The 20,884-nt window shown below is 57.5% G+C and carries 21 protein-coding genes; 18 read left to right on the forward strand and 3 right to left on the reverse strand.

Annotation, left to right across the window (positions count from 1 at the left end; all coding sequences use genetic code 11):
• Positions 1-312: 312 nt before the first annotated feature.
• From ACXKZD_RS07220 to ACXKZD_RS07235, 4 genes are all read left to right on the forward strand, one after another.
• Positions 313-1,404: a mechanosensitive ion channel family protein gene (locus ACXKZD_RS07220; RefSeq protein ID WP_033758264.1), complete on the forward strand. Its 1,092-nt coding sequence runs from the start codon at positions 313-315 to the stop codon at positions 1,402-1,404.
• Positions 1,405-1,753: 349 nt separating this feature from the next.
• A complete protein-coding gene (locus ACXKZD_RS07225; RefSeq protein ID WP_060680496.1) occupies positions 1,754-2,644 on the forward strand; it encodes a LysR family transcriptional regulator in 891 nt (296 codons plus the stop codon).
• Positions 2,645-2,836: 192 nt separating this feature from the next.
• Positions 2,837-3,895 (forward strand): alpha/beta hydrolase, encoded by a 1,059-nt coding sequence (locus ACXKZD_RS07230; protein ID WP_223563993.1) that lies wholly within the window; start codon positions 2,837-2,839, stop codon positions 3,893-3,895.
• Positions 3,896-3,907: 12 nt separating this feature from the next.
• Positions 3,908-5,032: an NADH-dependent flavin oxidoreductase gene (locus ACXKZD_RS07235; RefSeq protein ID WP_022624944.1), complete on the forward strand. Its 1,125-nt coding sequence runs from the start codon at positions 3,908-3,910 to the stop codon at positions 5,030-5,032.
• A gap of 368 nt (positions 5,033-5,400) precedes the next feature.
• Here ACXKZD_RS07235 and ACXKZD_RS07240 read toward each other — a convergent pair whose 3' ends face one another.
• The gene (locus ACXKZD_RS07240; RefSeq protein ID WP_022624943.1) at positions 5,401-5,898 is read right to left on the reverse strand and encodes a P-loop nucleotide/nucleoside kinase family protein; all 498 of its coding nucleotides are present in this window, start codon (positions 5,896-5,898) and stop codon (positions 5,401-5,403) included.
• A gap of 140 nt (positions 5,899-6,038) precedes the next feature.
• Positions 6,039-6,668 (reverse strand): Vat family streptogramin A O-acetyltransferase, encoded by a 630-nt coding sequence (locus tag ACXKZD_RS07245; protein ID WP_488981969.1) that lies wholly within the window; start codon positions 6,666-6,668, stop codon positions 6,039-6,041.
• Between the two features lie 226 nt (positions 6,669-6,894).
• Here ACXKZD_RS07245 and phnF point away from each other — a divergent pair, with 226 nt between their 5' ends.
• From phnF to phnE (ACXKZD_RS07315), 14 genes are all read left to right on the forward strand, one after another.
• Positions 6,895-7,608: a phosphonate metabolism transcriptional regulator PhnF gene (phnF, locus tag ACXKZD_RS07250; protein WP_010247805.1), complete on the forward strand. Its 714-nt coding sequence runs from the start codon at positions 6,895-6,897 to the stop codon at positions 7,606-7,608.
• Positions 7,608-8,054 carry a phosphonate C-P lyase system protein PhnG gene (gene phnG / locus ACXKZD_RS07255; protein ID WP_033758256.1) on the forward strand — a complete coding sequence of 149 codons (447 nt, stop codon included), beginning with the start codon at positions 7,608-7,610 and terminating at the stop codon, positions 8,052-8,054. Before phnF ends, phnG begins: the two co-directional genes overlap by 1 nt.
• Positions 8,054-8,629: a phosphonate C-P lyase system protein PhnH gene (gene phnH / locus ACXKZD_RS07260; protein ID WP_010247799.1), complete on the forward strand. Its 576-nt coding sequence runs from the start codon at positions 8,054-8,056 to the stop codon at positions 8,627-8,629. Before phnG ends, phnH begins: the two co-directional genes overlap by 1 nt.
• Positions 8,629-9,705 carry a carbon-phosphorus lyase complex subunit gene (locus ACXKZD_RS07265; RefSeq protein ID WP_488981970.1) on the forward strand — a complete coding sequence of 359 codons (1,077 nt, stop codon included), beginning with the start codon at positions 8,629-8,631 and terminating at the stop codon, positions 9,703-9,705. Before phnH ends, ACXKZD_RS07265 begins: the two co-directional genes overlap by 1 nt.
• On the forward strand, positions 9,698-10,546 hold the full coding sequence (locus tag ACXKZD_RS07270; RefSeq protein WP_033788395.1) for an alpha-D-ribose 1-methylphosphonate 5-phosphate C-P-lyase PhnJ: 849 nt from the start codon (positions 9,698-9,700) through the stop codon (positions 10,544-10,546). Before ACXKZD_RS07265 ends, ACXKZD_RS07270 begins: the two co-directional genes overlap by 8 nt.
• Complete coding sequence (gene phnK, locus ACXKZD_RS07275; RefSeq protein WP_033767653.1) at positions 10,536-11,297, forward strand: phosphonate C-P lyase system protein PhnK; 762 nt, start codon at positions 10,536-10,538, stop codon at positions 11,295-11,297. Before ACXKZD_RS07270 ends, phnK begins: the two co-directional genes overlap by 11 nt.
• On the forward strand, positions 11,298-12,011 hold the full coding sequence (gene phnL / locus ACXKZD_RS07280) for a phosphonate C-P lyase system protein PhnL (RefSeq protein WP_033772090.1): 714 nt from the start codon (positions 11,298-11,300) through the stop codon (positions 12,009-12,011). It abuts the gene before it with no gap.
• The gene (gene phnM / locus ACXKZD_RS07285; RefSeq protein ID WP_488981971.1) at positions 12,008-13,144 is read left to right on the forward strand and encodes an alpha-D-ribose 1-methylphosphonate 5-triphosphate diphosphatase; all 1,137 of its coding nucleotides are present in this window, start codon (positions 12,008-12,010) and stop codon (positions 13,142-13,144) included. Before phnL ends, phnM begins: the two co-directional genes overlap by 4 nt.
• Entirely contained in the window at positions 13,144-13,680 is a 537-nt protein-coding gene (phnN, locus tag ACXKZD_RS07290) for a ribose 1,5-bisphosphokinase (protein ID WP_010670885.1), read from the forward strand. Before phnM ends, phnN begins: the two co-directional genes overlap by 1 nt.
• Positions 13,681-13,745: 65 nt before the next feature.
• A complete protein-coding gene (phnP, locus tag ACXKZD_RS07295; protein WP_033788457.1) occupies positions 13,746-14,516 on the forward strand; it encodes a phosphonate metabolism protein PhnP in 771 nt (256 codons plus the stop codon).
• A 78-nt stretch (positions 14,517-14,594) separates the two neighbouring features.
• The gene (gene phnC / locus ACXKZD_RS07300; protein ID WP_010247776.1) at positions 14,595-15,425 is read left to right on the forward strand and encodes a phosphonate ABC transporter ATP-binding protein; all 831 of its coding nucleotides are present in this window, start codon (positions 14,595-14,597) and stop codon (positions 15,423-15,425) included.
• A gap of 26 nt (positions 15,426-15,451) precedes the next feature.
• On the forward strand, positions 15,452-16,378 hold the full coding sequence (gene phnD / locus ACXKZD_RS07305) for a phosphonate ABC transporter substrate-binding protein (protein WP_010247773.1): 927 nt from the start codon (positions 15,452-15,454) through the stop codon (positions 16,376-16,378).
• Between the two features lie 93 nt (positions 16,379-16,471).
• Positions 16,472-17,332, forward strand: coding sequence for a phosphonate ABC transporter, permease protein PhnE (gene phnE / locus ACXKZD_RS07310; RefSeq protein WP_033788397.1), 861 nt, complete (start codon positions 16,472-16,474; stop codon positions 17,330-17,332).
• A complete protein-coding gene (gene phnE, locus ACXKZD_RS07315; RefSeq protein WP_488981972.1) occupies positions 17,329-18,213 on the forward strand; it encodes a phosphonate ABC transporter, permease protein PhnE in 885 nt (294 codons plus the stop codon). The genes phnE (ACXKZD_RS07310) and phnE (ACXKZD_RS07315) overlap by 4 nt, the downstream gene beginning before the upstream one ends.
• Here phnE (ACXKZD_RS07315) and ACXKZD_RS07320 read toward each other — a convergent pair.
• Complete coding sequence (locus tag ACXKZD_RS07320; RefSeq protein ID WP_488981973.1) at positions 18,167-20,782, reverse strand: ATP-binding protein; 2,616 nt, start codon at positions 20,780-20,782, stop codon at positions 18,167-18,169. The genes phnE (ACXKZD_RS07315) and ACXKZD_RS07320 overlap by 47 nt on opposite strands.
• Between the last annotated feature and the right edge of the window lie 102 nt (positions 20,783-20,884).

Raw genomic sequence — 20,884 nt, forward strand, 5'->3', positions numbered from 1 at the left:
TGCCGGATGATCAGGGCTGGCTAAAAAAAGGGGAGTGAAAAAGTGGCCGTGTTGTATCAGATATTTTAATGGGGTTAGCTGGCTGGACGGTGACATGAGGGCCAACATTCGGCCTCTGTATCAGTAGCCATAAGGCTGGCGCGCGACAGCCTCTCTGGACGCATCACCGTGCATTTCCTGTTAACTTCGCCGCTATGGTTCATACTCATGTGCGCTGATTGTGTTACGAACGGATAGCCGTGAAGACAACGGTTACTGAGTTTGTCACTTATCTGACAGCCTGAGGTTGTCAGCTTACTATAAGGGAAAATAATGCCATTGTTATTCGGTGAGTTATCTGGTTTCCCGTCATGGGTGCCTGTTGTATTACTCGTCTCGCTCTCTTTTGTGCTGGGATTTCTGGCCCGCCTTATCCTGCTCCGGTTCATCCGCTACTGGCAGATTCGTGACAGAAAACTGTTTAAATCCCTTGAGAAGCATCTTAGCGGCTCGATGTTCTTTTTTATTCCGTTATTAATGATTAATGTCGGCGTTAATTACATCGATTTCCAACCGGAATCTCTCTCTTTAATCACCAATATCATCAATGTCTTTATTATTATGTCATTTTGCTCGGTCTTAATCCGGCTGACCAATGTGGCGCAGGATATGCTTTATATCCGCTATGACATTAATATTTCCAATAACCTTCGTGCGCGTAAAATTCGCACGCAGATTATCTATGTCAAAAAAGTGGTTATTGTCATCCTGGTTCTGTTCTGTGTTTCGCTGATTCTGCTCAGCTTCCCTGGCGTCCGGAAATTCGGCACCACCATTCTGGCCGGTGCGGGTGTTGCCGGTATCATTATTGGTTTTGCGCTGCAGAAGTCGCTGGTCAATCTGTTCGCCGGTATTCAGATCGCTTTTACCCAGCCTATTAAAATTGATGATGCGGTAGTGGTAGAAAAAGAGTGGGGCTGGATTGAGGAGATCAACCTGACCTATGTGGTGGTGCGCATCTGGGATTTGCGTCGGCTGGTGTTGCCGATCACCTACTTTACCGAAAACCCGTTTCAGAACTGGACGCGCAATAACGCCCAGATCTTAGGCTCGGTGTTCCTTTACGTGGATTACTCCATGCCGCTGGAGCCGCTGCGCAAGCATTTTGAAAAGGTGCTGAGCGAAACCAAGCTTTGGGATCAGGAAACGTCTGTGCTACAGGTGACCGACACCACCGAGAAAACCATGACGATCAGGATGCTGATGACCGCGCAGAACTCCCCGATCGCCTTTGATTTACGCTGTTACGTGCGTGAAAAAATGATTGAGTTTATTCAGCAGAATTACCCGGAAAGCCTGCCGCAGGTGAGAGCGTCACTGACGGATACCGGGCGTGAGAAGGTGGGAATAGGGACGGCAGAATAGGGGCAAGCTGGGAGCGGCAGTTTGAGAGGGTGTGTGCATCCTGATGGCTGTCGCTCCGTTGTTCTTTCAGGGCAGGCGATGGTGTCTTTGTCCGCATGGTGTCTGAAGCGGACGTTGCTAAGCCTTGGTTCTATTGAGCATTAGTGAATGCTGAGAAACCAACATTACTTATTTTTTTTAGAATCACTATAGTTATGCCCACATATAATTTTGACAGTGAGCAATTGCCAGATGTATGGACACTTTTCGCGGATGATGGCCGCTGGATAGTTACTAATAGACAAACCTCCTCGACAAGAATTATTTTTTTAAGTCTGGAATGCTAATCCATAAAAAACCTGGTAAATAAATGCGCCGTAAAAATGTGAAAGATTATCAAGCTTTTATCGCAGTGGCCCGAGAAAAAAGCTTCACTAAAGCTGCCGCTCAGTTAGGTGTCTCACAGTCGGCGCTAAGCTACACCGTAAGAACTCTTGAAGCAGACCTTGGTCTTCGTCTTCTTACCCGTACCACGCGAAGTGTTTCTGTGACTGAGGCTGGCGAGCGGTTACTTGCCCGTATAGGCCCACATTTTGACGAAATTGAAAATGAGATCGCCGCGCTCAGCGGATTGAGAGAAAAACCAGCAGGTACTGTACGAATTACTGCCGTTGAACACGCCGCCGATACAATACTCTGGCCTAAACTCGCCCCTGTGATGCTCGAATATCCCGATATTAACATTGAAATTATCAGCGAGTACGGACTCAAGGATATTGTCGCTGAGCGTTATGATGCCGGAGTTCGGTTGGGCGAACAGGTCGATATGGATATGATTTCCCTGCCTCTTGCCAGGGACTTTCGTTTTGCAGTGGTCGGAGCGCCCTCTTATTTCATGGGGAAGGCATATCCGGGAACGCCTCGTGATTTAAAAGACCATAGCTGTATCAGATTACGCCTGCCCACTCATGGCGGATTCTATAGCTGGGAGTTTCAGAAGGATGGGACTGAAATTAAGGTTCGTATTGATGGGCGAGCAACTTTCAGCACAGTAAATATGATGAGGCAGGCCGCGCTTGATGGACTGGGACTTGCGTATCTGCCGCTTGATACCGTTGAGACTTCCCTTGAAAGCGGGACGTTAGTCCAGGTGCTGACAGACTGGTGTCCGCCCCGTCCCCCCTATCATCTTTACTACCCCAGCCGTCTACAGCATTCTCCGGCATTTGCACTTGTGCTTGAAGCACTCCGCGCCCCATAACCTTTGAGCGCTGTTTATCCTGGTCTATATGGAACTCAGTTTCTTATAACCCTATTAATAAAACCTCCTTCTAAGCCCATGCAAAATTAAGCATCTAATTTCTGAATCCTAAAGAGATTAAAATGGCCGCTGAAACAATCTGTGTTCTTTCAGCGGCCAGCGCTGTCATCGTGTAAATGAAGGAGTCTTGCAATGAGTAAAAAAGCAGGCGGGTTAAGCCGCCGAAATTTTATCCTGACGAGTTCAGTGGCTTCAGCAGGATTATTGATGGCGGGTCATGCTTCAGCCCTGCTCTCACCAACACCTCGTACATCTGGCACCACGACACACGTAGATGGCGTCACAGTCAGCAGTGTCCTATTCCGGAACAATGAAATAATGATGTCCGGAAACGTCTATGTTCCCCCGGACTTCAGCGAAAACCGTCAATACGCTGCTATTGTCGTTGTCCACCCTGGTGGTGGCGTCAAGGAACAGACTGCGGGACTTTATGCCCTCAAACTGGCTAAAGACGGATTTGTCACCCTGGCGTTTGATGCCTCTCATCAGGGGGCAAGTGGCGGATTACCACGCTTTATTGATGATCCCATGAAGCGAGTCGTCGATTTCTATAGCGCAGTCGATTACCTGACCACTCTTCCTTATGTCGATAATAATCGTATCGGCGCATTAGGCGTTTGTGCAGGCAGTGGTATCACGGTTAAAGCGTCGATGACGGAACGCCGAATCAAAGCGCTGGCAACAGTCAGTGCTGTGGATGTCGGAGCCGCTACCCGTAAGGGTTGGGAGGGAACAACATCAGAATCTGAACTCATTCCAACTCTGGATGCTGTTGCTAAACAGCGCACAATCGAAGCAGCAGGCGGCGCACCGGTTTATGTCAACTATGTGCCTAAATTGGGTGATGCCAGTGCTCCAAAAGATCTTCAGGAAGCTGCGGACTACTATCTGACCGAACGCGGAAAATATCCGACTTCTACCAATCAAATGCTGATGACAAGTATCAGTACGCTGGCGTCTTTCACCGGATTTGAAGGGGCGGATGTCTATTTAACACAACCACTTCTGATTGTAGCCGGTAGTAAAGCAGGATCGCTCTGGCACAGCCAGGAATTACACAAAACTGCTGCTTCTGTTCAAAAAACGCTGCATATCATTCCGGGTGCCACACATATGGACCTCTATGATGGTCAGGGTGCAACGGTTGCAGCGAGTAAGCTGGCTCCTTTCTTCAAGAAAAATCTCGTATAGGTATGACTTTCCATGAAACAAACTCCACTACTTGAAAAATATCCACTGGGTAAAGGTGTGACGCTGCGCAACCGTATTGTGATGGCCCCGATGACGACCTGGTCGGGTAATGATGACGGCACGGTATCTTATGAGGAAGAAGCATATTATCGTCGACGCGTTCAGGACATCGGGCTGGTCATTACTGGCTGTACACATGTTCAGGAAAACGGCATTGGGTTTACGGGTGAGTTTGCTGCGTATGACGACAAATTTCTTCCCGGTTTAAAGCGCCTTGCTATTGCTGCTAAAAGCGGTGGAGCACCGGCAATCTTACAAATATTCCATGCAGGTGTGAAAACCAGCCCTGAACTGGTTTCGGATATTGTAGCTGCAAGCGCTATTCCCGGTGACGCCGGTCCTTTCGCACCGTCCGTTACCCCTCGTGAACTGACATGCACTGAAGTCGAAACTGTTATTCATGATTTCGGGGAAGCAACTCGCCGTGCCATAGAAGCAGGATTTGATGGTGTTGAGTTACATGGTGCTCATGGTTTTTTACTTCAGAACTTTTTCTCACCGCATTCCAACCGTAGAGAAGATCAATGGGGCGGCTCCCTTAAAAACCGTATGCGTTTCCCGCTCAGCGTCATCGAGAGTGTGCGTAAAACGATTGCTGAGCATGCAACCAAGCCATTCCTGATGGGATACCGCATTTCACTGGATGAGCATTACGAAGATGGGTTGCGCATTGATGAGTCGCTTCAGTTGGTTGACCGCCTGGTCGATGAGGGTATTGATTATCTTCATGTATCACTCGGTAATGCACTTGAAGCCCGGCCAGTTGATGCACCGAATGGCCCCAAAGTCATCGAAATCGTGCGCGATCACCTTGCTGGACGTATACCTCTGATTGTTGCCGGACAGTTGCGAACACCAGAGCAAGCCGAGGATGCTGTTAAAGCAGGGGTATCTTTGACGGCAATCGGTCAGGGTATGGTTATGAACCCAGACTGGGTTAAATTCGTAGATGGCAAAGCTGAAGGAAAAATTGCTCTCAATATTGCTGCATCAGACGTAGAGCAACTTGCTATACCCCAGAAACTGTGGCGTGTCATTGAGGAAACAACAGGCTGGTTCAACATTCGTCAGATATGACACAGCGATAATATGACAATAAAAACTAACTTACAGTTGATTTCATTGTAGAAGTTAGAAGGTTCATTTTAAAAATTTACATGGTTGGATTTCATGATGAAATGGGTTACGGTCATGTAAAATTTACCTTATTTTTTAAAGCCTTCTTCAAATTCGAGGGCTATTATTTCAGACATAACTTCCGCTCATCGCTTAGAGCAGACCTGACCCTTGTCCAACTCTGGCTGCCTTACCCATCTTCTTCATAACCCTGCTGATATTGTCGCTCAGGTCTGAGCAAGTAGAGTGCCCACACCTGTTTTAATCGGTGCAGCCGGAGGCTCAAACCGTTCATTGCCGTTAAGGGTGCGGGCTAAACGCGGTCAGGGCTAAATGCTCGTCTGGAGGATGATATCAACACACTCAGCAGGCGATAATTCAGCCGTATCCAGCTTCAGATGTTCTCTGCTCCACGGTTCATAAACACGATGCACAACGGCTTGCCAGTCAGGCACTTTTAAGCCAGGGATATCTGAGATTCTGTTCTCTACACGCGCACGATGCTGTTCGGGATCCGAACAGAGGATTTCAATTTCCAGAAAGGGAACACCTGATGATAGTGCGATATCACGAAAACTATCACGTACCAGGTTAAGGTCATTCACCGAGTCAGTGATAACAGGTAATCCCAGTCTGAGATTGTCCCGCGCAAGCTCATAAAGGATGAAGTAGCCTTCAGGGCCAATATCCCTGAAAGTTGCTGAACTATTACGCAGAGCCTGTTCAACTGTGTCGACGCGTAAATACACCGCTTTTAATTTTTCAGATAACATTTTAGCGATAGTGCTTTTTCCGCAACCCGGAAGGCCACTAAAGATGTAGAGCATAACAACTCCTGTTTTAACCTGCGCTCCAGTGCTAAAGCAGACACATTGATACATCAATCTGCGCGAAATTATGCGAACCCGTGTCGGATGATCGTCGCCCTATGTCAGCAGCGGACAGCGTTTATTCCACTTCTGCCCGGCTATTCATCTGGCAGTGCTTCAAGGTCTGCGGAGATAATTGCCGGTAGGTTTTGAGTAATCTTTTCTACCGGCCAGTCCCACCAGGCCAGCTTCTCTAGTCGGGATATGGTTTCATCGGTAAAACGCTGCCTGAACACTCTGGCCGGGTTGCCACCCACAATCGAATAGGCCGGGACATCCGACGTCACAACAGAACGTGACGAGATTATTGCGCCGTTGCCGATTTTAACGCCTGGCATAATCAGCGCCTGATAACCCACCCATACATCATTACCAATCACCGTATCGCCTTTATAGGGCAGATCGCCGGCCTGAGGCTGGGCTGTTTCCCATCCATTTCCGAAAATGTAAAACGGAAAAGTGGAGAAACCTGCCATGTTATGGTTTGCCCCGTTCATGATGAACTGAACGCCCCTGGCTATCGCGCAGAATTTACCCATGATCAGTTTGTCACCAATAAAGGGGAAGTGATAAAGGACATTGCGCTCGAAGTTTTCTGAGTCTTCAGGGTCATCATAATAAGTAAAATCCCCGATTATGATGTTGGGGTTTTTCACCGTATTTTTGATAAAACAAACCTGTGGGAAGCCTTCCATTGGATGGGGATTGGCGGGATCCGGTCCGTACATATTCTCTCCTTAAGCGCAACGTTAGTTCGTTCCAGTGTACACCAGGCAGCCAGTCGTTCTATGCGAACAGGCTCAATGCCTGCTTGCTGTAAATCCCTGACTACCACATTCACCTCTCCTTCACCCCCGCGTCACGGTTCTGTCATCTGATCCCCTCAAGCTAACACCATCCCGCAGCGTCTTTTCACTGCGTTCCCACTCTGTAACCCGTGAGGATTTCATCGTGATGGAGTTATCCAGACATCCGACCACTGTCTATCAGGCTGTTGCCGCACAACTGGAGCAGGCGCTCAAAGAGCGCTACCGCTGCGGCGACTATCTTCCTTCCGAGCAACAGCTGGCCGATCACTATGAGGTGAATCGCCACACGCTGCGTCGGGCGGTGGATGAGCTGGTGCACAAAGGGCTGCTGCAGCGCCGTCACGGCGTCGGCATCCTGGTTTTGATGCGCCCTTATGACTATCCGCTGCATGCTCAGGCGCGATTCAGCCAGAACCTGCTGGAGCAGGGCAGTCATCCCACCAGCGAACGGCTGCTGGCGGTGCTGCGTCCGGCCAGCAACGACGTTGCCAATGCGCTGGGCGTGAAAGAGGGCGACAACGTCATTCATCTGCGCACCCTGCGTCGCGCCAACGGCGTGCCGCTCTGCCTGATCAACCATTTCCTCGCCGACCTCAGCTGGTGGCCACAGCTTCAGCAATTTAACAGTGGATCGCTGCACGACTTCTTAGTGGAGCACACCGGCAAGCAGCTGGTGCGCACCCAGACCCGCATCAGCACCCGCCGGGCGCAGGCCAAAGAGTGTCGGCAGCTCGACATCGCGCTGCATTCGCCGCTGCTCTGCGTGCGGACCCTGAACAAAACCAGTGATGGCGCGGTGGCGGAATACTCCGTCAGCCTGACGCGCGGCGACATGATTGAACTGACTCTGGAGCACTAATGGAACAGCAAACGGATCGCCAGCGCTGGCTGTCGGTGCTGGCGCACAGCAGCGCCGCCTTGCTTGAGACGCACTGGCAGGCGCTTAACCTCCAGCCCGCCTATACCCTGATCCGTCCGGCAGAGATCGGGCTGACACGGTTGCAGGCGCGGATGGGGGCCACCGGCAAACGCTTTGTGATGGGCGATGCCACGGTGACGCGCGCGGTGGTGCAGCTCAGCGACGGCACTCTGGGTTACAGCTACCTGTTAGGGCGCGACAAAGCCCATGCCGAACGCTGTGCCCTGCTGGATGCGCTTTTACAGCAGCCGGAAACCCGGCAACTGCTGGAAGAGAAGATTATTACCCCGCTGGCGGCGTGGCGCGATGAGCAGCGACAGCTGCGCGCCCGCGAGATCGCCAGCAGCAAAGTGGATTTCTTTACGCTGGTTCGCGGAGATAACTGATGACTTTACTGGCAAGTTTTAACCATCCGGTGGCGGATGCGCAGCGCGCGTTTCGCCGCATTCTGAAAGCGATGAGCGAACCGGGCGTGATGGTCTCGCTGCCGCTGCAACAGGGCTGGGGCGCACTGTCACCGGCGGCCACGGCGCTGCTGCTGACGCTGGTCGATCAGGAAAGCCCGGTCTGGCTGGATGCGGAAATTGACAACGAACAGCTGCGCAACAATCTGCGCTTCCATACCGGTGCGCCGATCACCACGCAGCAGGATGCGCCTTTTGCCCTGAGCCATGCAGCGGCGCAGCCCGACCCGACGCAGTTCGCAGCGGGTGACAATATGTCACCGGAAAAAAGCACCACGCTGATTATCGAAGTGCCGTCGCTGAATGGCGGCCTGACGCTGCGCCTCTCCGGCCCTGGCCTGCGGGAAACCCGCGCCATCGCGCCACAGCTGCCCGAAAGCGTGCTGGAATATCTGCGCACTCGTCCGCATCCGTTTCCACAGGGCGTGGATCTGATCTTCACCTGTGGCGAAGCGATTATGGCCGTGCCGCGCACCACCGTTGTGGAGGTGTGCTGATGTATGTCGCGGTGAAAGGGGGCGAAAAAGCCATTGCGAACGCCCATCAGTTGCAGGCCGATCTGCGGCGCGGCGATCGGGCGTTAGCCGAACTCGGCTGCGATCAGGTGGCGCAGCAACTGGGACTGGCGGTGGATCGGGTGATGACCGAAGGAGGAATTTACGATCCTGAGCTGGCGGCGCTGGCGATTAAGCAGGCCAGCGGCGATCTGGTCGAGGCGATCTTTCTGCTGCGCGCCTATCGCACCACGCTGCCACGCCTGGCGGAGAGCACGCCGCTGGCGACCGGTGCGATGCGGATCGAACGCCGCATCTCGGCGGTCTATAAAGATTTGCCGGGCGGCCAGGTGCTGGGACCAACTTACGACTACAGCCACCGGCTGCTCGACTTCACCCTGCTGGCCAATGGCGAAACGCCCGCCGCGCCGCGTGACGATCGTTCGGTGCCTGATCAGTGCCCGCACATGTTCAGCATGATGAGCGATGAAGGGCTGGCCGCCGCCGAGGTGGATGACGGCAGCGAGCCTGTCGATATCACCCGCGAGCCGATGAGTTTTCCCGCCTCACGCGCCGCGCGGCTGCAACAGCTGGTGCGTGGCGACGAAGGCTTTCTGCTGGCGCTCGGCTACTCGACCCAGCGCGGCTATGGCCGCACCCATCCGTTTGCCGGCGAGATCCGCACCGGCACTCTCAGCGTCAGTATCTGTCCCGAAGAGCTGGGTTTTGAGCTGGAGATCGGTGAGCTGCTGCTGACGGAGTGTGAAATGGTCAACGGCGTTGCCCACAGCGACGAGACTGCGCCGCACTTTACCCGGGGTTATGGGCTGGTGTTTGGCCGCGCCGAACGTAAAGCGATGGCGATGGCGCTGGTGGACCGGGCGCTGCAAAGCAGCGAACAGCATGAGCGTGTTACCAGCCCGGCGCAGGACGAAGAGTTTGTGCTGTCGCACGCCGACAACGTGGAAGCCGCAGGCTTTGTCTCGCATCTCAAGCTGCCGCACTACGTCGATTTCCAGGCGGAACTGGAACTGCTGAAACAGCTGCAGCACGATTATCAGGAGCGCAACCATGGCTGAACTCACCGGCTATAACAACGGCTATCTCGATGAGCAGACCAAACGCACCATCCGCCGCGCCATCCTGAAAGCGGTGGCGATCCCCGGCTATCAGGTGCCGTTCGCCGGACGTGAGATGCCGATGCCCTACGGCTGGGGCACCGGCGGCATCCAGATCACCGCCAGCATGATTGGCGATCAGGATGTGCTGAAGGTGATCGATCAGGGCGCAGATGACACTACCAATGCGGTGTCGATCCGCCAGTTCTTTAAGCGGGTCAGCAATGCTGCCACCACCGAGCGCACCGCCGATGCCACCCTGATCCAGACCCGGCACCGCATCCCGGAAACGCCGCTGGAAGAGGATCAGATCCTGATTTTCCAGGTGCCGATTCCGGAGCCGCTGCGCTTTATCGAGCCGCGCGAAACCGAAACCCGCACCATGCATGCGCTGGAGGAGTACGGCATCATGCAGGTGAAGCTGTATGAAGATATCGCCCGCTACGGCCACATCGCGACGACTTACGCCTATCCGGTCCGGGTCAACGATCGCTATGTGATGGATCCATCGCCCATTCCCAAATTCGACAACCCGAAGATGCACATGATGCCCGCGCTGCAGCTGTTTGGTGCCGGGCGTGAAAAGCGCATCTATGCCTTGCCGCCTTACACCCGTGTGGAAAGCCTGGACTTCGACGATCATCCGTTCACCGTGCAGCAGTGGGATGAACCCTGCGCGCTGTGCGGCTCGCGCCACAGCTATCTCGATGAGGTGGTGATGGACGATCAGGGAACGCGGATGTTTGTCTGCTCCGACACCGACTTTTGCCATCAGCAGCAGGAACAGCAACATGCACAGTGAACAGCCGCTGCTTGCGGTGAACCAGCTCACCCACCTTTATGCGCCGGGCAAAGGGTTTGAGCAGGTCAGTTTTGATCTCTATCCCGGTGAAGTGCTGGGCATTGTCGGCGAGTCCGGCTCCGGTAAAACCACGCTGCTGCAGAGCCTGTCAGCGCGTCTGACGCCGCAGCAGGGCAGCATCCTCTATCAGAATCGCGACCTCTATCAGATGAGTGAAAGCGATCGCCGTCGCCTGCTGCGTACCGAATGGGGCGTGGTGCATCAGCATCCCATGGACGGGCTGCGTTCGCAGGTCAGCGCGGGCGGTAACATCGGCGAACGGCTGATGGCGACCGGACAGCGCCACTATGGCGATATCCGCGCCGAAGCGAGCCGCTGGCTGCAGGCGGTGGAGATTGACGCTGGTCGCATCGACGATCTGCCCACCACCTTTTCCGGCGGTATGCAGCAACGGCTGCAGATCGCACGGAACCTGGTGACGCAGCCGCAGTTGATGTTTATGGATGAGCCGACCGGCGGGCTGGATGTGTCGGTGCAGGCGCGACTGCTGGATCTGCTGCGGACGCTGGTGCGCGAACTGAATCTGGCGGTGGTGATTGTCACCCACGATCTCGGCGTGGCGCGACTGCTGGCGCATCGCCTGCTGGTGATGAAGCAGGGGCGGGTGGTGGAGAGCGGTCTGACTGACCGCGTGCTGGACGATCCTCATCATCCTTACACTCAACTGCTGGTCTCTTCGGTGCTCAATTAAATGACAACTATCACTCCGCGCCTGCGGGTCGAGAATTTGTGTAAAACCTTTGTGCTGCATAACCAGAACGGCGCGGCGCTGCCGGTGCTGCACAACGCCAGCCTGACGGCAGGCGAGGGCGAATGCGTGGTGTTGCACGGTCACTCCGGCAGCGGTAAATCCACACTGCTGCGCGCGCTTTACGGCAACTATCAGCCCGACAGCGGCCACATTCGGGTCGCGCATCAGGGCGAGTGGATCGACATGGCGCAGGCATCGGCGCGCCAGATTATCGCCCTGCGCCGCGACACGCTGGGCTGGGTCAGCCAGTTTCTGCGGGTGATCCCGCGCGTGCCGACGCTGGAGATTGTGATGCAGCCGCTGCTGGAGCGCGGCGTCGAGCGCGCCTTATGTGAAGCACGTGCCGCCGAACTGCTGACCCGGCTCAACGTGCCGCAGCGTCTCTGGTCGCTGGCCCCGTCCACTTTCTCTGGCGGAGAGCAGCAGCGCGTCAATATCGCTCGCGGCTTTATCGCCGACTATCCGGTGCTGCTGCTGGATGAACCCACCGCCTCGCTCGACAGTGTCAACAGCGAGGCGGTGGTGAGCCTAATTGAACAGGCGCGCGCCCGTGGTGCCGCCATCGTCGGTATTTTTCACGATCGGGCGGTGCGCGAGCGGGTAGCGGACCGGCTGCACCTGATGCACCCAATCGAGACAGGAGCGCAGGCATGATCATCAATAACGTCAGACTGGTGCTGGAAAACGAAGTGGTAACCGGATCGCTGGAGTTTCGCGACGAGCGCATCAGCAGCTTCAGCGAAACCACCAGCCAGCAGCCGGGCGCGCTGGATGGCGAAGGCGCCTGGCTGATGCCGGGTCTGGTGGAGCTGCACACCGATAACCTCGATAAGTTTTTCACGCCGCGTCCGAAAGTGGACTGGCCGGCACACTCGGCGATGAGCAGCCACGATGCGCTGATGGTCTCCAGCGGCATTACCACGGTGCTGGATGCGATTGGCGTCGGGGATGTGCGCGACGGCGGGCACCGGCTGGATAACCTCAGCAAGATGATCGACGCCATCCGCGACAGCAACCGCAAAGGACTGAACCGGGCCGAGCATCTGCTGCATCTGCGCTGTGAACTGCCGCATCCCACCACTGCGCCGCTGTTTGAAGCGCTGATGGGCACGCCGGAGCTGGCGCTGGTGTCGCTGATGGACCATTCGCCGGGTCAGCGTCAGTACGCATCCCTGACGAAGTATCGCGAATATTATAAGGGCAAATATCAGCTCAACGACGCGGAGATGGATCAGTTCGAGCATGACCAGCTCACCCTGGCGGCAGAATGGTCACAGCCCAATCGTCAGGCGATTGCCGGACTCTGCCGGGAACATGGCATCGCCATTGCCAGCCATGATGATGCCACCGCGGCACACGTGGAGGAGTCCCATGCGGCAGGCAGCCGCATCGCGGAGTTTCCTACTACGCTGGAGGCGGCACGCGCCTCGCGTTATCGCAATATGCAGGTGCTGATGGGCGCGCCTAACATCGTGCGCGGCGGCTCGCACTCCGGCAACGTCGCCGCCTGGGAGCTGGCGTCACACGGCCTGCTGAATATTCTCTCCTCCGATTACTATCCGGCGAGCCTGCTGGATGCAGCGTTCCGGCTGGCAGATGATGAGCGCAATAGCCTCGGCATGGCGCAGGCGATCGCGCTGGTCACCTGTAACCCGGCGCGCGCCTTAGGGCTCGAAGATCGCGGGGTAATCGCCGAAGGCTGCCGCGCCGATCTGGTGCTGGCGCATACCGCACACGGCTACCCGCACGTGCGGCATGTCTGGAGCAAAGGCCGGCAGGTGTACTGATGGCGCGGCTGATCTGGCTCACCGGTCCTTCGGGTTCGGGTAAGGACAGCCTGCTGGATGCGCTGCGGGCAGCACCTCCGCCACGGCTCCTGATCGCCCATCGCTACATTACCCGCGCCGCCGATGCGGGCGGTGAAAACCATGTGGCGCTGACCGAGGCGGAGTTTGCCCGCCGCGCCGCGCTGGGACTGTTCGCGGTGAGCTGGCAGGCGCACGGTTTCAGCTATGGCATTGGCTGTGAGACGGAGCAGTGGCTGCTGCGCGGGCAGAATGTGGTGGTGAACGGTTCGCGGCTGCATCTGGCGCAGGCGCAGGCCCGTTTCGGCTCGCAGCTGCTGCCGGTCTGTCTGCAGGTCACACCCGCCGTGCTGGCAGCGCGGCTGCGCCAGCGCGGACGGGAAGATGAGGCGGAGATCGCCCGGCGGCTGGCGCGCGCCGCACAGCCACAGCCCGATGGCTGCCTTATCCTCAACAACGACGGCGCGCTGGCGGATACCGTGTGCCTGCTGCGTCAGATACTGGAGGCGCATCAATGACACTCTCTTATCCTGGCACCGGCGGTGACAGTCCGGCATCGACATCCGCTACCAAAGGCGCATCAATGAAACTCACTTTTCTGGGTACTGGCGGGGTCACTGCCGCACCGCTGCCGGGCTGCGACTGTCGCGCCTGTCAGCGTGCGCAGCTCAACAGCGGCTACGCGCGTGCACCCTGCAGCGCGCTGATTGAGTTTGGTCGCGAGCGCATCCTGCTGGATGCCGGCTTGCCGCTGCTGGCGTCGCGCTTCCCGCCCGGCACGCTGACGCGCATTCTGCTGACCCACTACCACATGGATCATGTGCAGGGGCTGTTTGCACTGCGCTGGGGAGTGGGTGCGCCGATTCCGGTCTGGGGTCCACCCGATCCGCGAGGCTGTGACGATCTCTATAAACATCCTGGCCTGCTCGATTTCCGTCCCGCCTTAACGCCGTTTGTAGCGCACGCCTTTGGAGAACTGCAGGTCACGCCGTTGCCGTTGCAACACTCGAAGCTGACGCATGGCTATCTGTTCGACTGGCACGGCACCCGGCTCGCCTGGCTGTGTGATACCTGCGGGTTGCCACCCGACACCGCCGACTTCCTGCGCGGCCAGCCGCTGGATCAACTGGTGATTGACTGCAACGATCCGCCGCGCCCAGAGCCGCGTAACCATAATGATGTGACCCAGGCGCTGGCGATAGCAGAGATGCTCCAGCCGCGTCAGACCTGGCTCACCCATCTCAGTCATGAGATGGATAACTGGTTAGCTGAGAACCCGTTGCCGGACGGCGTGCTGGCTGCCCATGACGGCCAGACATTGCTGTGCGGCGCGCACTGGCCTGTCACGGTTTGATCATCTGACTGTCATCTCGTGTTCATCGCGTCACGCCTTAATAACCCGCAGAACGCAATCAGCGATGACGGAGAAACCATGGCACAGGCACTTCTGAAAACGGTGGTCGACAACGACCTGCCACCGGCCAGCCTTAGCGGACAAAAAGTGTTGTCGGTGCAGAAACTGAGCAAAGCCTACGGCGACACTCAGGTGCTGGATCAGGTCAGCTTCGACCTGCACGCCGGTGAGCTGGTGGCGGTGATTGGCCGCTCTGGCGCGGGTAAATCGACCCTGCTGCACATGCTCAACGGCACGATTGAAGCGACTTCCGGCGCGATTATCAGTCTGCATCATGGCGAAGCGGATCGTAACGTGGTTACGCTCAACAGCCGCCAGCTGCGCGAATGGCGCAGCCAGTGCGGCATGATCTTTCAGGATTTCTGTCTGGTGCCACGCCTCGACGTGCTGACCAACGTGCTGCTGGGCCGTCTGAGCCAGACCGGTACGCTGAAATCCTTCTTTAAAATCTTCTCCGACAATGACCGGGCGCACGCCATCGAACTGCTGCAGTGGATGAACATGCTGCCGCAGGCGCTGCAGCGGGCGGAAAACCTCTCTGGCGGTCAGATGCAGCGTGTGGCGATCTGCCGTGCCCTGATGCAGAACCCCAAAATCCTGCTGGCCGATGAGCCGGTGGCGTCACTCGATCCCAAAAATACCAAGCGCATCATGGATGTGCTGCGTCAGGTCAGCGAGCAGGGCATCAGCGTGATGGTCAACCTGCACTCGATTGAGCTGGTGAAAAGCTACTGCACCAGGGTGATTGGCATTCAGCGCGGCGTGGTGCTGTTTGACGGCCATCCTTCAGGACTGACCGACAGCCTGCTGCACCAGCTGTACGGCGATGAACTTAACCAAATCCATTAACTTCCACAGCAAGAGAACAACCCCGAATGAAACTGACTTCTTTAGCACTCCTGACCAGTGTAATGGCGTTTGGTGTCAGCGCAGCGGATGCGCCGAAACAGCTTAATCTGGGGATTCTGGGCGGTCAGAACGCCACCCAGCAGATTGGCGATAATCAGTGTGTGAAGACCTTCTTTGATAAAGAGCTGGGTGTGGATACCCAGATGCGCAACGCCTCCGACTACTCTGGCGTGATTCAGGGTCTGCTGGGTGGCAAGATCGATATGGTGCTGAGCATGTCGCCAGCCTCGTTTGCGTCGGTCTACATTCAGGACCCGAAAGCGGTGGATGTGGTTGGCATTGTGGTGGATGACAAAGATCAGTCACGCGGCTACCACTCGGTGGTGATCGTCAAAGCGGACAGCCCCTACAAAAAACTGGAAGACCTGAAAGGGAAATCTTTCGGTATGGCCGATCCCGACTCGACGTCCGGCTTCCTGATGCCGAACCAGGCGTTTAAGAAGATGTTCGGCGGCTCAGTGGATGACAAATATAACAACACCTTCTCCAGCGTGACCTTCTCCGGCGGCCATGAGCAGGACATTCTGGGCGTGCTGAATAACCAGTTTGATGGCGCAGTGACCTGGACCTCACTGGTCGGTGACTACAACAGCGGCTATACCTCTGGCGCGTTTGGCCGTCTGATCCGCATGGACCATCCGGATCTGATGAAGCAGATCCGCATTATCTGGCAGTCACCGCTGATCCCCAACGGTCCGGTGCTGGTCAGCAACAAGCTGCCCGCTGACTTTAAAGCGAAAGTGGTGTCGGCGATTAAAAAGCTGGATAAGGAAGATCACGCCTGCTTCGTGAAAGCGGTGGGCGGCGAGCAGCATATCGGTCAGGCGACGGTTGCCGATTATCAGAACATCATCGATATGAAGCGCGACCTGATGAAAGGCAGCCGCGGCTAAATCCAGCTACTTCTTATCTTCTCCGCTCAGGCGGGGAAAGCGGGACGCGGCAAACTCGCCTGCGTCCCGCTGCTTTAGCGCCGGAGATCCCCTTTGACCGAATTCGAACACTACTACCAACGCATCCGTCGCCAGCAGAAACGAGACACGCTGCTCTGGTCACTGCTGCTGGTGGCACTCTACCTGGCGGCGGGCAGGGTGGCAGAATTTAATCTGCTTAACGTCTGGCAGTCGCTGCCGCACTTCTTTGACTACCTGCACGAAATCCTGCCGGTGCTGCATCTGCCGCTGCTCTTTGCCGACGGCAAGACCGAAGGCTCGCTGGCTTACTGGGGCTACCGTCTGCCGATCCAGCTGCCGCTGATCTGGGAAACACTACAACTGGCGCTGGCTTCGACGCTGGTGGCGGTGGCACTGGCCGCGGTGTTGGCCTTTTTCGCCGCCGACAACACTCAGACGCCGGTCAGCGTGCGGATGACGATTCGCGCCTTTGTCGCCTTCCTGCGCACCATGCCGGAGCTGGCGTGGGCGGTGATGTTTGTGATGGCGTTTGGCATCGGGGCGATCCCCGGTTTTCTGGCGCTGGCGCTGCACACCGTGGGCAGCCTGACCAAGCTGTTTTACGAGGCGATTGAGTCGGCGTCGGATAAGCCGGTACGCGGCCTGGCCGCCTGCGGAGCCAGCAAACTGCAGCGGATGCGCTTCGCCTTCTGGCCACAGGTTAAGCCGGTCTTTCTCTCCTACAGCTTTATGCGGCTGGAGATTAACTTCCGCTCCTCAACCATCCTTGGGCTGGTCGGTGCAGGCGGCATCGGCCAGGAGCTGATGACCAACATCAAACTGGACCGCTACGATCAGGTCAGTATTACGCTGCTGCTGATCCTGATTGTGGTGTCGCTGCTGGATACGCTCTCCGGCCAGCTTCGTCGCCGTGTGACAGGAGACAGGACATGATAAGCCCCGTTCCCGATATCGCGCTAATGAAGCAGCAGCATCGTGAACTCTTCGCCGCACAGCCGCGCTATCTGCGTCGCCTGGCGCTGATCACACTGGCGGTGCTGCTCTATTACCTCTTTTTCTTTTCGGTGTTTGGTCTGGAGTGGTCGCGCCTGCTGATGGGCTGTCAGCAGCTGGGGCGCTATTTCCTGCGGATGTTTGTCTGGCACGACTTTCTGAACTGGCCGTTTGGCTACTATCTGTCGCAGGTCGGCATCACCTTAGGGATTGTCTTTGCCGGCACGCTGACTGCCTCGCTGCTGGCGCTGCCGCTGTCGTTTCTGGCGGCGCGCAACGTGATGCACAGCCGAACCGCGAAACCGCTGGCGTTTCTGATGCGACGTCTGTTTGACGTGTTGCGCGGTATCGACATGGCGATCTGGGGGCTGATCTTCGTCCGGGCGGTCGGCATGGGGCCGCTGGCCGGGGTGCTGGCGATTATCCTGCAGGATGTCGGTCTGCTCGGCAAACTCTACGCCGAAGGGCACGAAGCGGTGGAGCGTTCACCGGGTCGCGGATTGGGCGCCGTCGGCGCCAACAGCCTGCAGAAACACCGCTTCGGCATCTTCACCCAGTCATTCCCGCAGTTTCTGGCGCTGAGCCTTTACCAGATAGAATCCAATACCCGCTCAGCGGCGGTGCTGGGCTTTGTCGGTGCCGGGGGCGTCGGCCTGGTTTACGCTGAGAATATGCGCCTGTGGAACTGGGATGTGGTGATGTTCCTGACGCTGATTCTGGTGGTGGTAGTGATGGTGATGGATGTGATCTCCAGCCGCCTGCGCAAGCGCTACATCAGTGGGAAGCCGGTACCGTTGTGGCAGCCTGCTGGGCGCGATTAAGCCGTTCGCTGCGCTGCCAGGCGCGCTGTAACGCCTGCACCAGCTGTGCCTGCTGCCAGGGCTTCGCCAGCCGTTCGCACAGCGGCAGCGTCACCGGCTGGTGGCGTAGGTCCTGACCGCTGATAAGCAGCGTCGCCAGCTGCGGCCAGTTCTGCTGCGCCTGGCGGATCACCTCCGCGCCGTTAATCTCGCCGGGTAGCATCAGGTCGCTGATCAGCAGGTCGATATCAGGTGTCTGGCGCAGCAGCGCCAGCGCCTCTTCACCGTCACCACACTCCAGCGTCAGATAACCCAGTTGATGCAGATGCTCACAGAGTGTCTGGCGCACCGCCGGTTCATCATCCAGCACCAGCACCAGCCGGTTACTGGCAGCCGCAATGTCCGTCTCAATGTGCACAGGCGATGGCGGGGCGATCACTGCGGCGGCGGCAGCTTCCGGCGCGCGTGGCAACAGCAGTCGCACCGTGGTGCCCTGGCCTGGCGCGGTTTCCAGTTCGATCTGGCCGCCAGACTGCCGCACGAAGCCATAGACCATCGACAGGCCCAGCCCGCTGCCGCTGCCGGTAGCTTTGGTGGTGAAAAAAGGCTCAAACACCTGCTCACGAACCCCGGCCGACATGCCGCAGCCGTGGTCTATCACCTCGATTGTGACCCTGTCACGCTTTTCATCCCCCTCCAGACGACGCTGATTCCAGATGCGCAGCCGGATTTCACCGCTTTGCTGATGCATCGCATCGCGGGCATTCACCACCAGATTCATCAGCGCATTCTCCAGCTGGCTGGCATCAATCCAGGCGGGCCAGCCGGGACGCTGCGCATCAATAATCAGCTGCTGGCCGGGCAGCAGCGAGTGCTGCAGCAGCCCCTGCAGATTATCCACCAGCGTCACCACCGACACCGCACGGGGATAGAGAGCCTGCTTGCGTGAGAACGCCAGCAGCCGCTGGGTCAGCTGGGCAGCGCGATCGGCCGCCTGCCGCGCCCGCTCAATCCGGCTGGCCAGCGGGCCGGGCGTCAGCTGGCCTTCGGTCAGCGCCAGACTGCCGATAATCACCGCCAGCAGATTGTTAAAGTCGTGCGCCAGTCCGCCGGTCAGCTGGCCGACCGCCTTCATCTTCTGGCTGTGCTGCAGCGCCTCCTCCAGCGTTTTACGCGAGGTCCGGTCCAGCACGGTATTGACCATGCCGCGCCGCGGGATTGGGCTGAAGCGCAGCTCCAGCGTACGACCATCGGCCAGCCGGATCTCCTGCGGTTCACCGGGATCGTGCAGATCCACCGCCAGCGGCGCCAGCAGTTGCTGCCAGGGAACGCCACGATGCAGCTCATGCGGCGCGATGCCGAGCAGCTCCGCATACTGGGCATTCCACACCACCAGCTGCCCGTTGTTATCAAACAGCGCAAAGCCGTCGCGCATCGCCAGAAAGGTGGACTCCAGCTGATTACTCTTCTCTTTCAGCAGCCGTGAGGTGTGAGCCAGCGAGGCGGTATTACGCGCAAAGACGTTAAATGCCCGCGCCAGCTCGCCCAGCTCGTCGCGACGTTGCAGCCCTGGCACGCTGACGTTCTGCTCGCCCTGCGCCAGCCGCGTCATGGCCCCGGCAATCGCCGTCAGGCTCGACCCGAGATTGCGGTAGATGTAGATACCGGCATAGCCGGTAATTGCCAGCGCCAGCAGCGCAAACAGCGCGATAAAGCCGATGATGGAATCCAGCTCACGGTGGGTCGCCAGGGTGCGCGCCTCACTCTGTAACGCCACCTGCTGCACCGAGGCGCTGATATCTTCATTCAGCATCGCCACCAGCGCTTTAATCCGGTAGGTGGCATAGGCGATCGCCAGGTCGCTCTGCTCCAGCGCCTCTGCCAGCGGCAGCAGGCGCTGCTGGGTGGCCAGCAGTCGCTGCACGTTTTCGCCGGTCACGCCCGTCAGCGGCACGTTGCGCCACTGCGCCATCACCTGCTGGAGCTGTTCGATGACGGCGATGGGCGAGGGTGTGCGGATCGCGATGGTGATCAGCCGTTCGGTTTGCTCCCGCAGCGCGGCATCCGGCAGCGTCCGCTGTTCCCGCTGCACCAGCTGGTCGATATGGCTGAGCAGAATCTGCGTCTGCCACAGGTCGCTCAGCATGTTGTTGCGCTGCAGATGACGCTGGTGGCCGGTCAGCAGCAGGCTGTTAATCGTCTGTTCCAGCATCAGGCTGCGGGCGCGGATCCGGGCGATGCGCTCCGGCTGACGCGCCGCCAGCGGCGCACTGGCCAGCAGGCTTAGCGACTGCTGCAACGCCTGCTGATTCTGCTGCAGCCGCTGTGATTCGCTCTGATACTCCAGCGCGCCCACCACCTGTGACAGCCGCACTGCCGCTGTCGCCACGTTGGCGGTATCCCGCGCCAGCGCCAGGCTGCCGTTCATGTCGGCCAGGGTCTGCGCCTGTGCCTGCTCCTGAATCGCCCCGGCATGACGAAAGCCGAAGATCGCCACCACGCTGACCATCAGCGTGACCGACACCACCAGCAGATTGAACAGCAACAGGCGGCCACGCGCCCCGGCCTGCCACGGATAAGTGCGCTGCATCCCACGACCTCTTATTCACTGCAACGATGGGCCGAGTATAGGAGCGTGCAGGCGGGCGTTTATGACAAATATGAATGGGCGCTGACATTTTCCGTTTATCTG

Source organism: Pantoea sp. ABR1s (assembly GCF_057812235.1).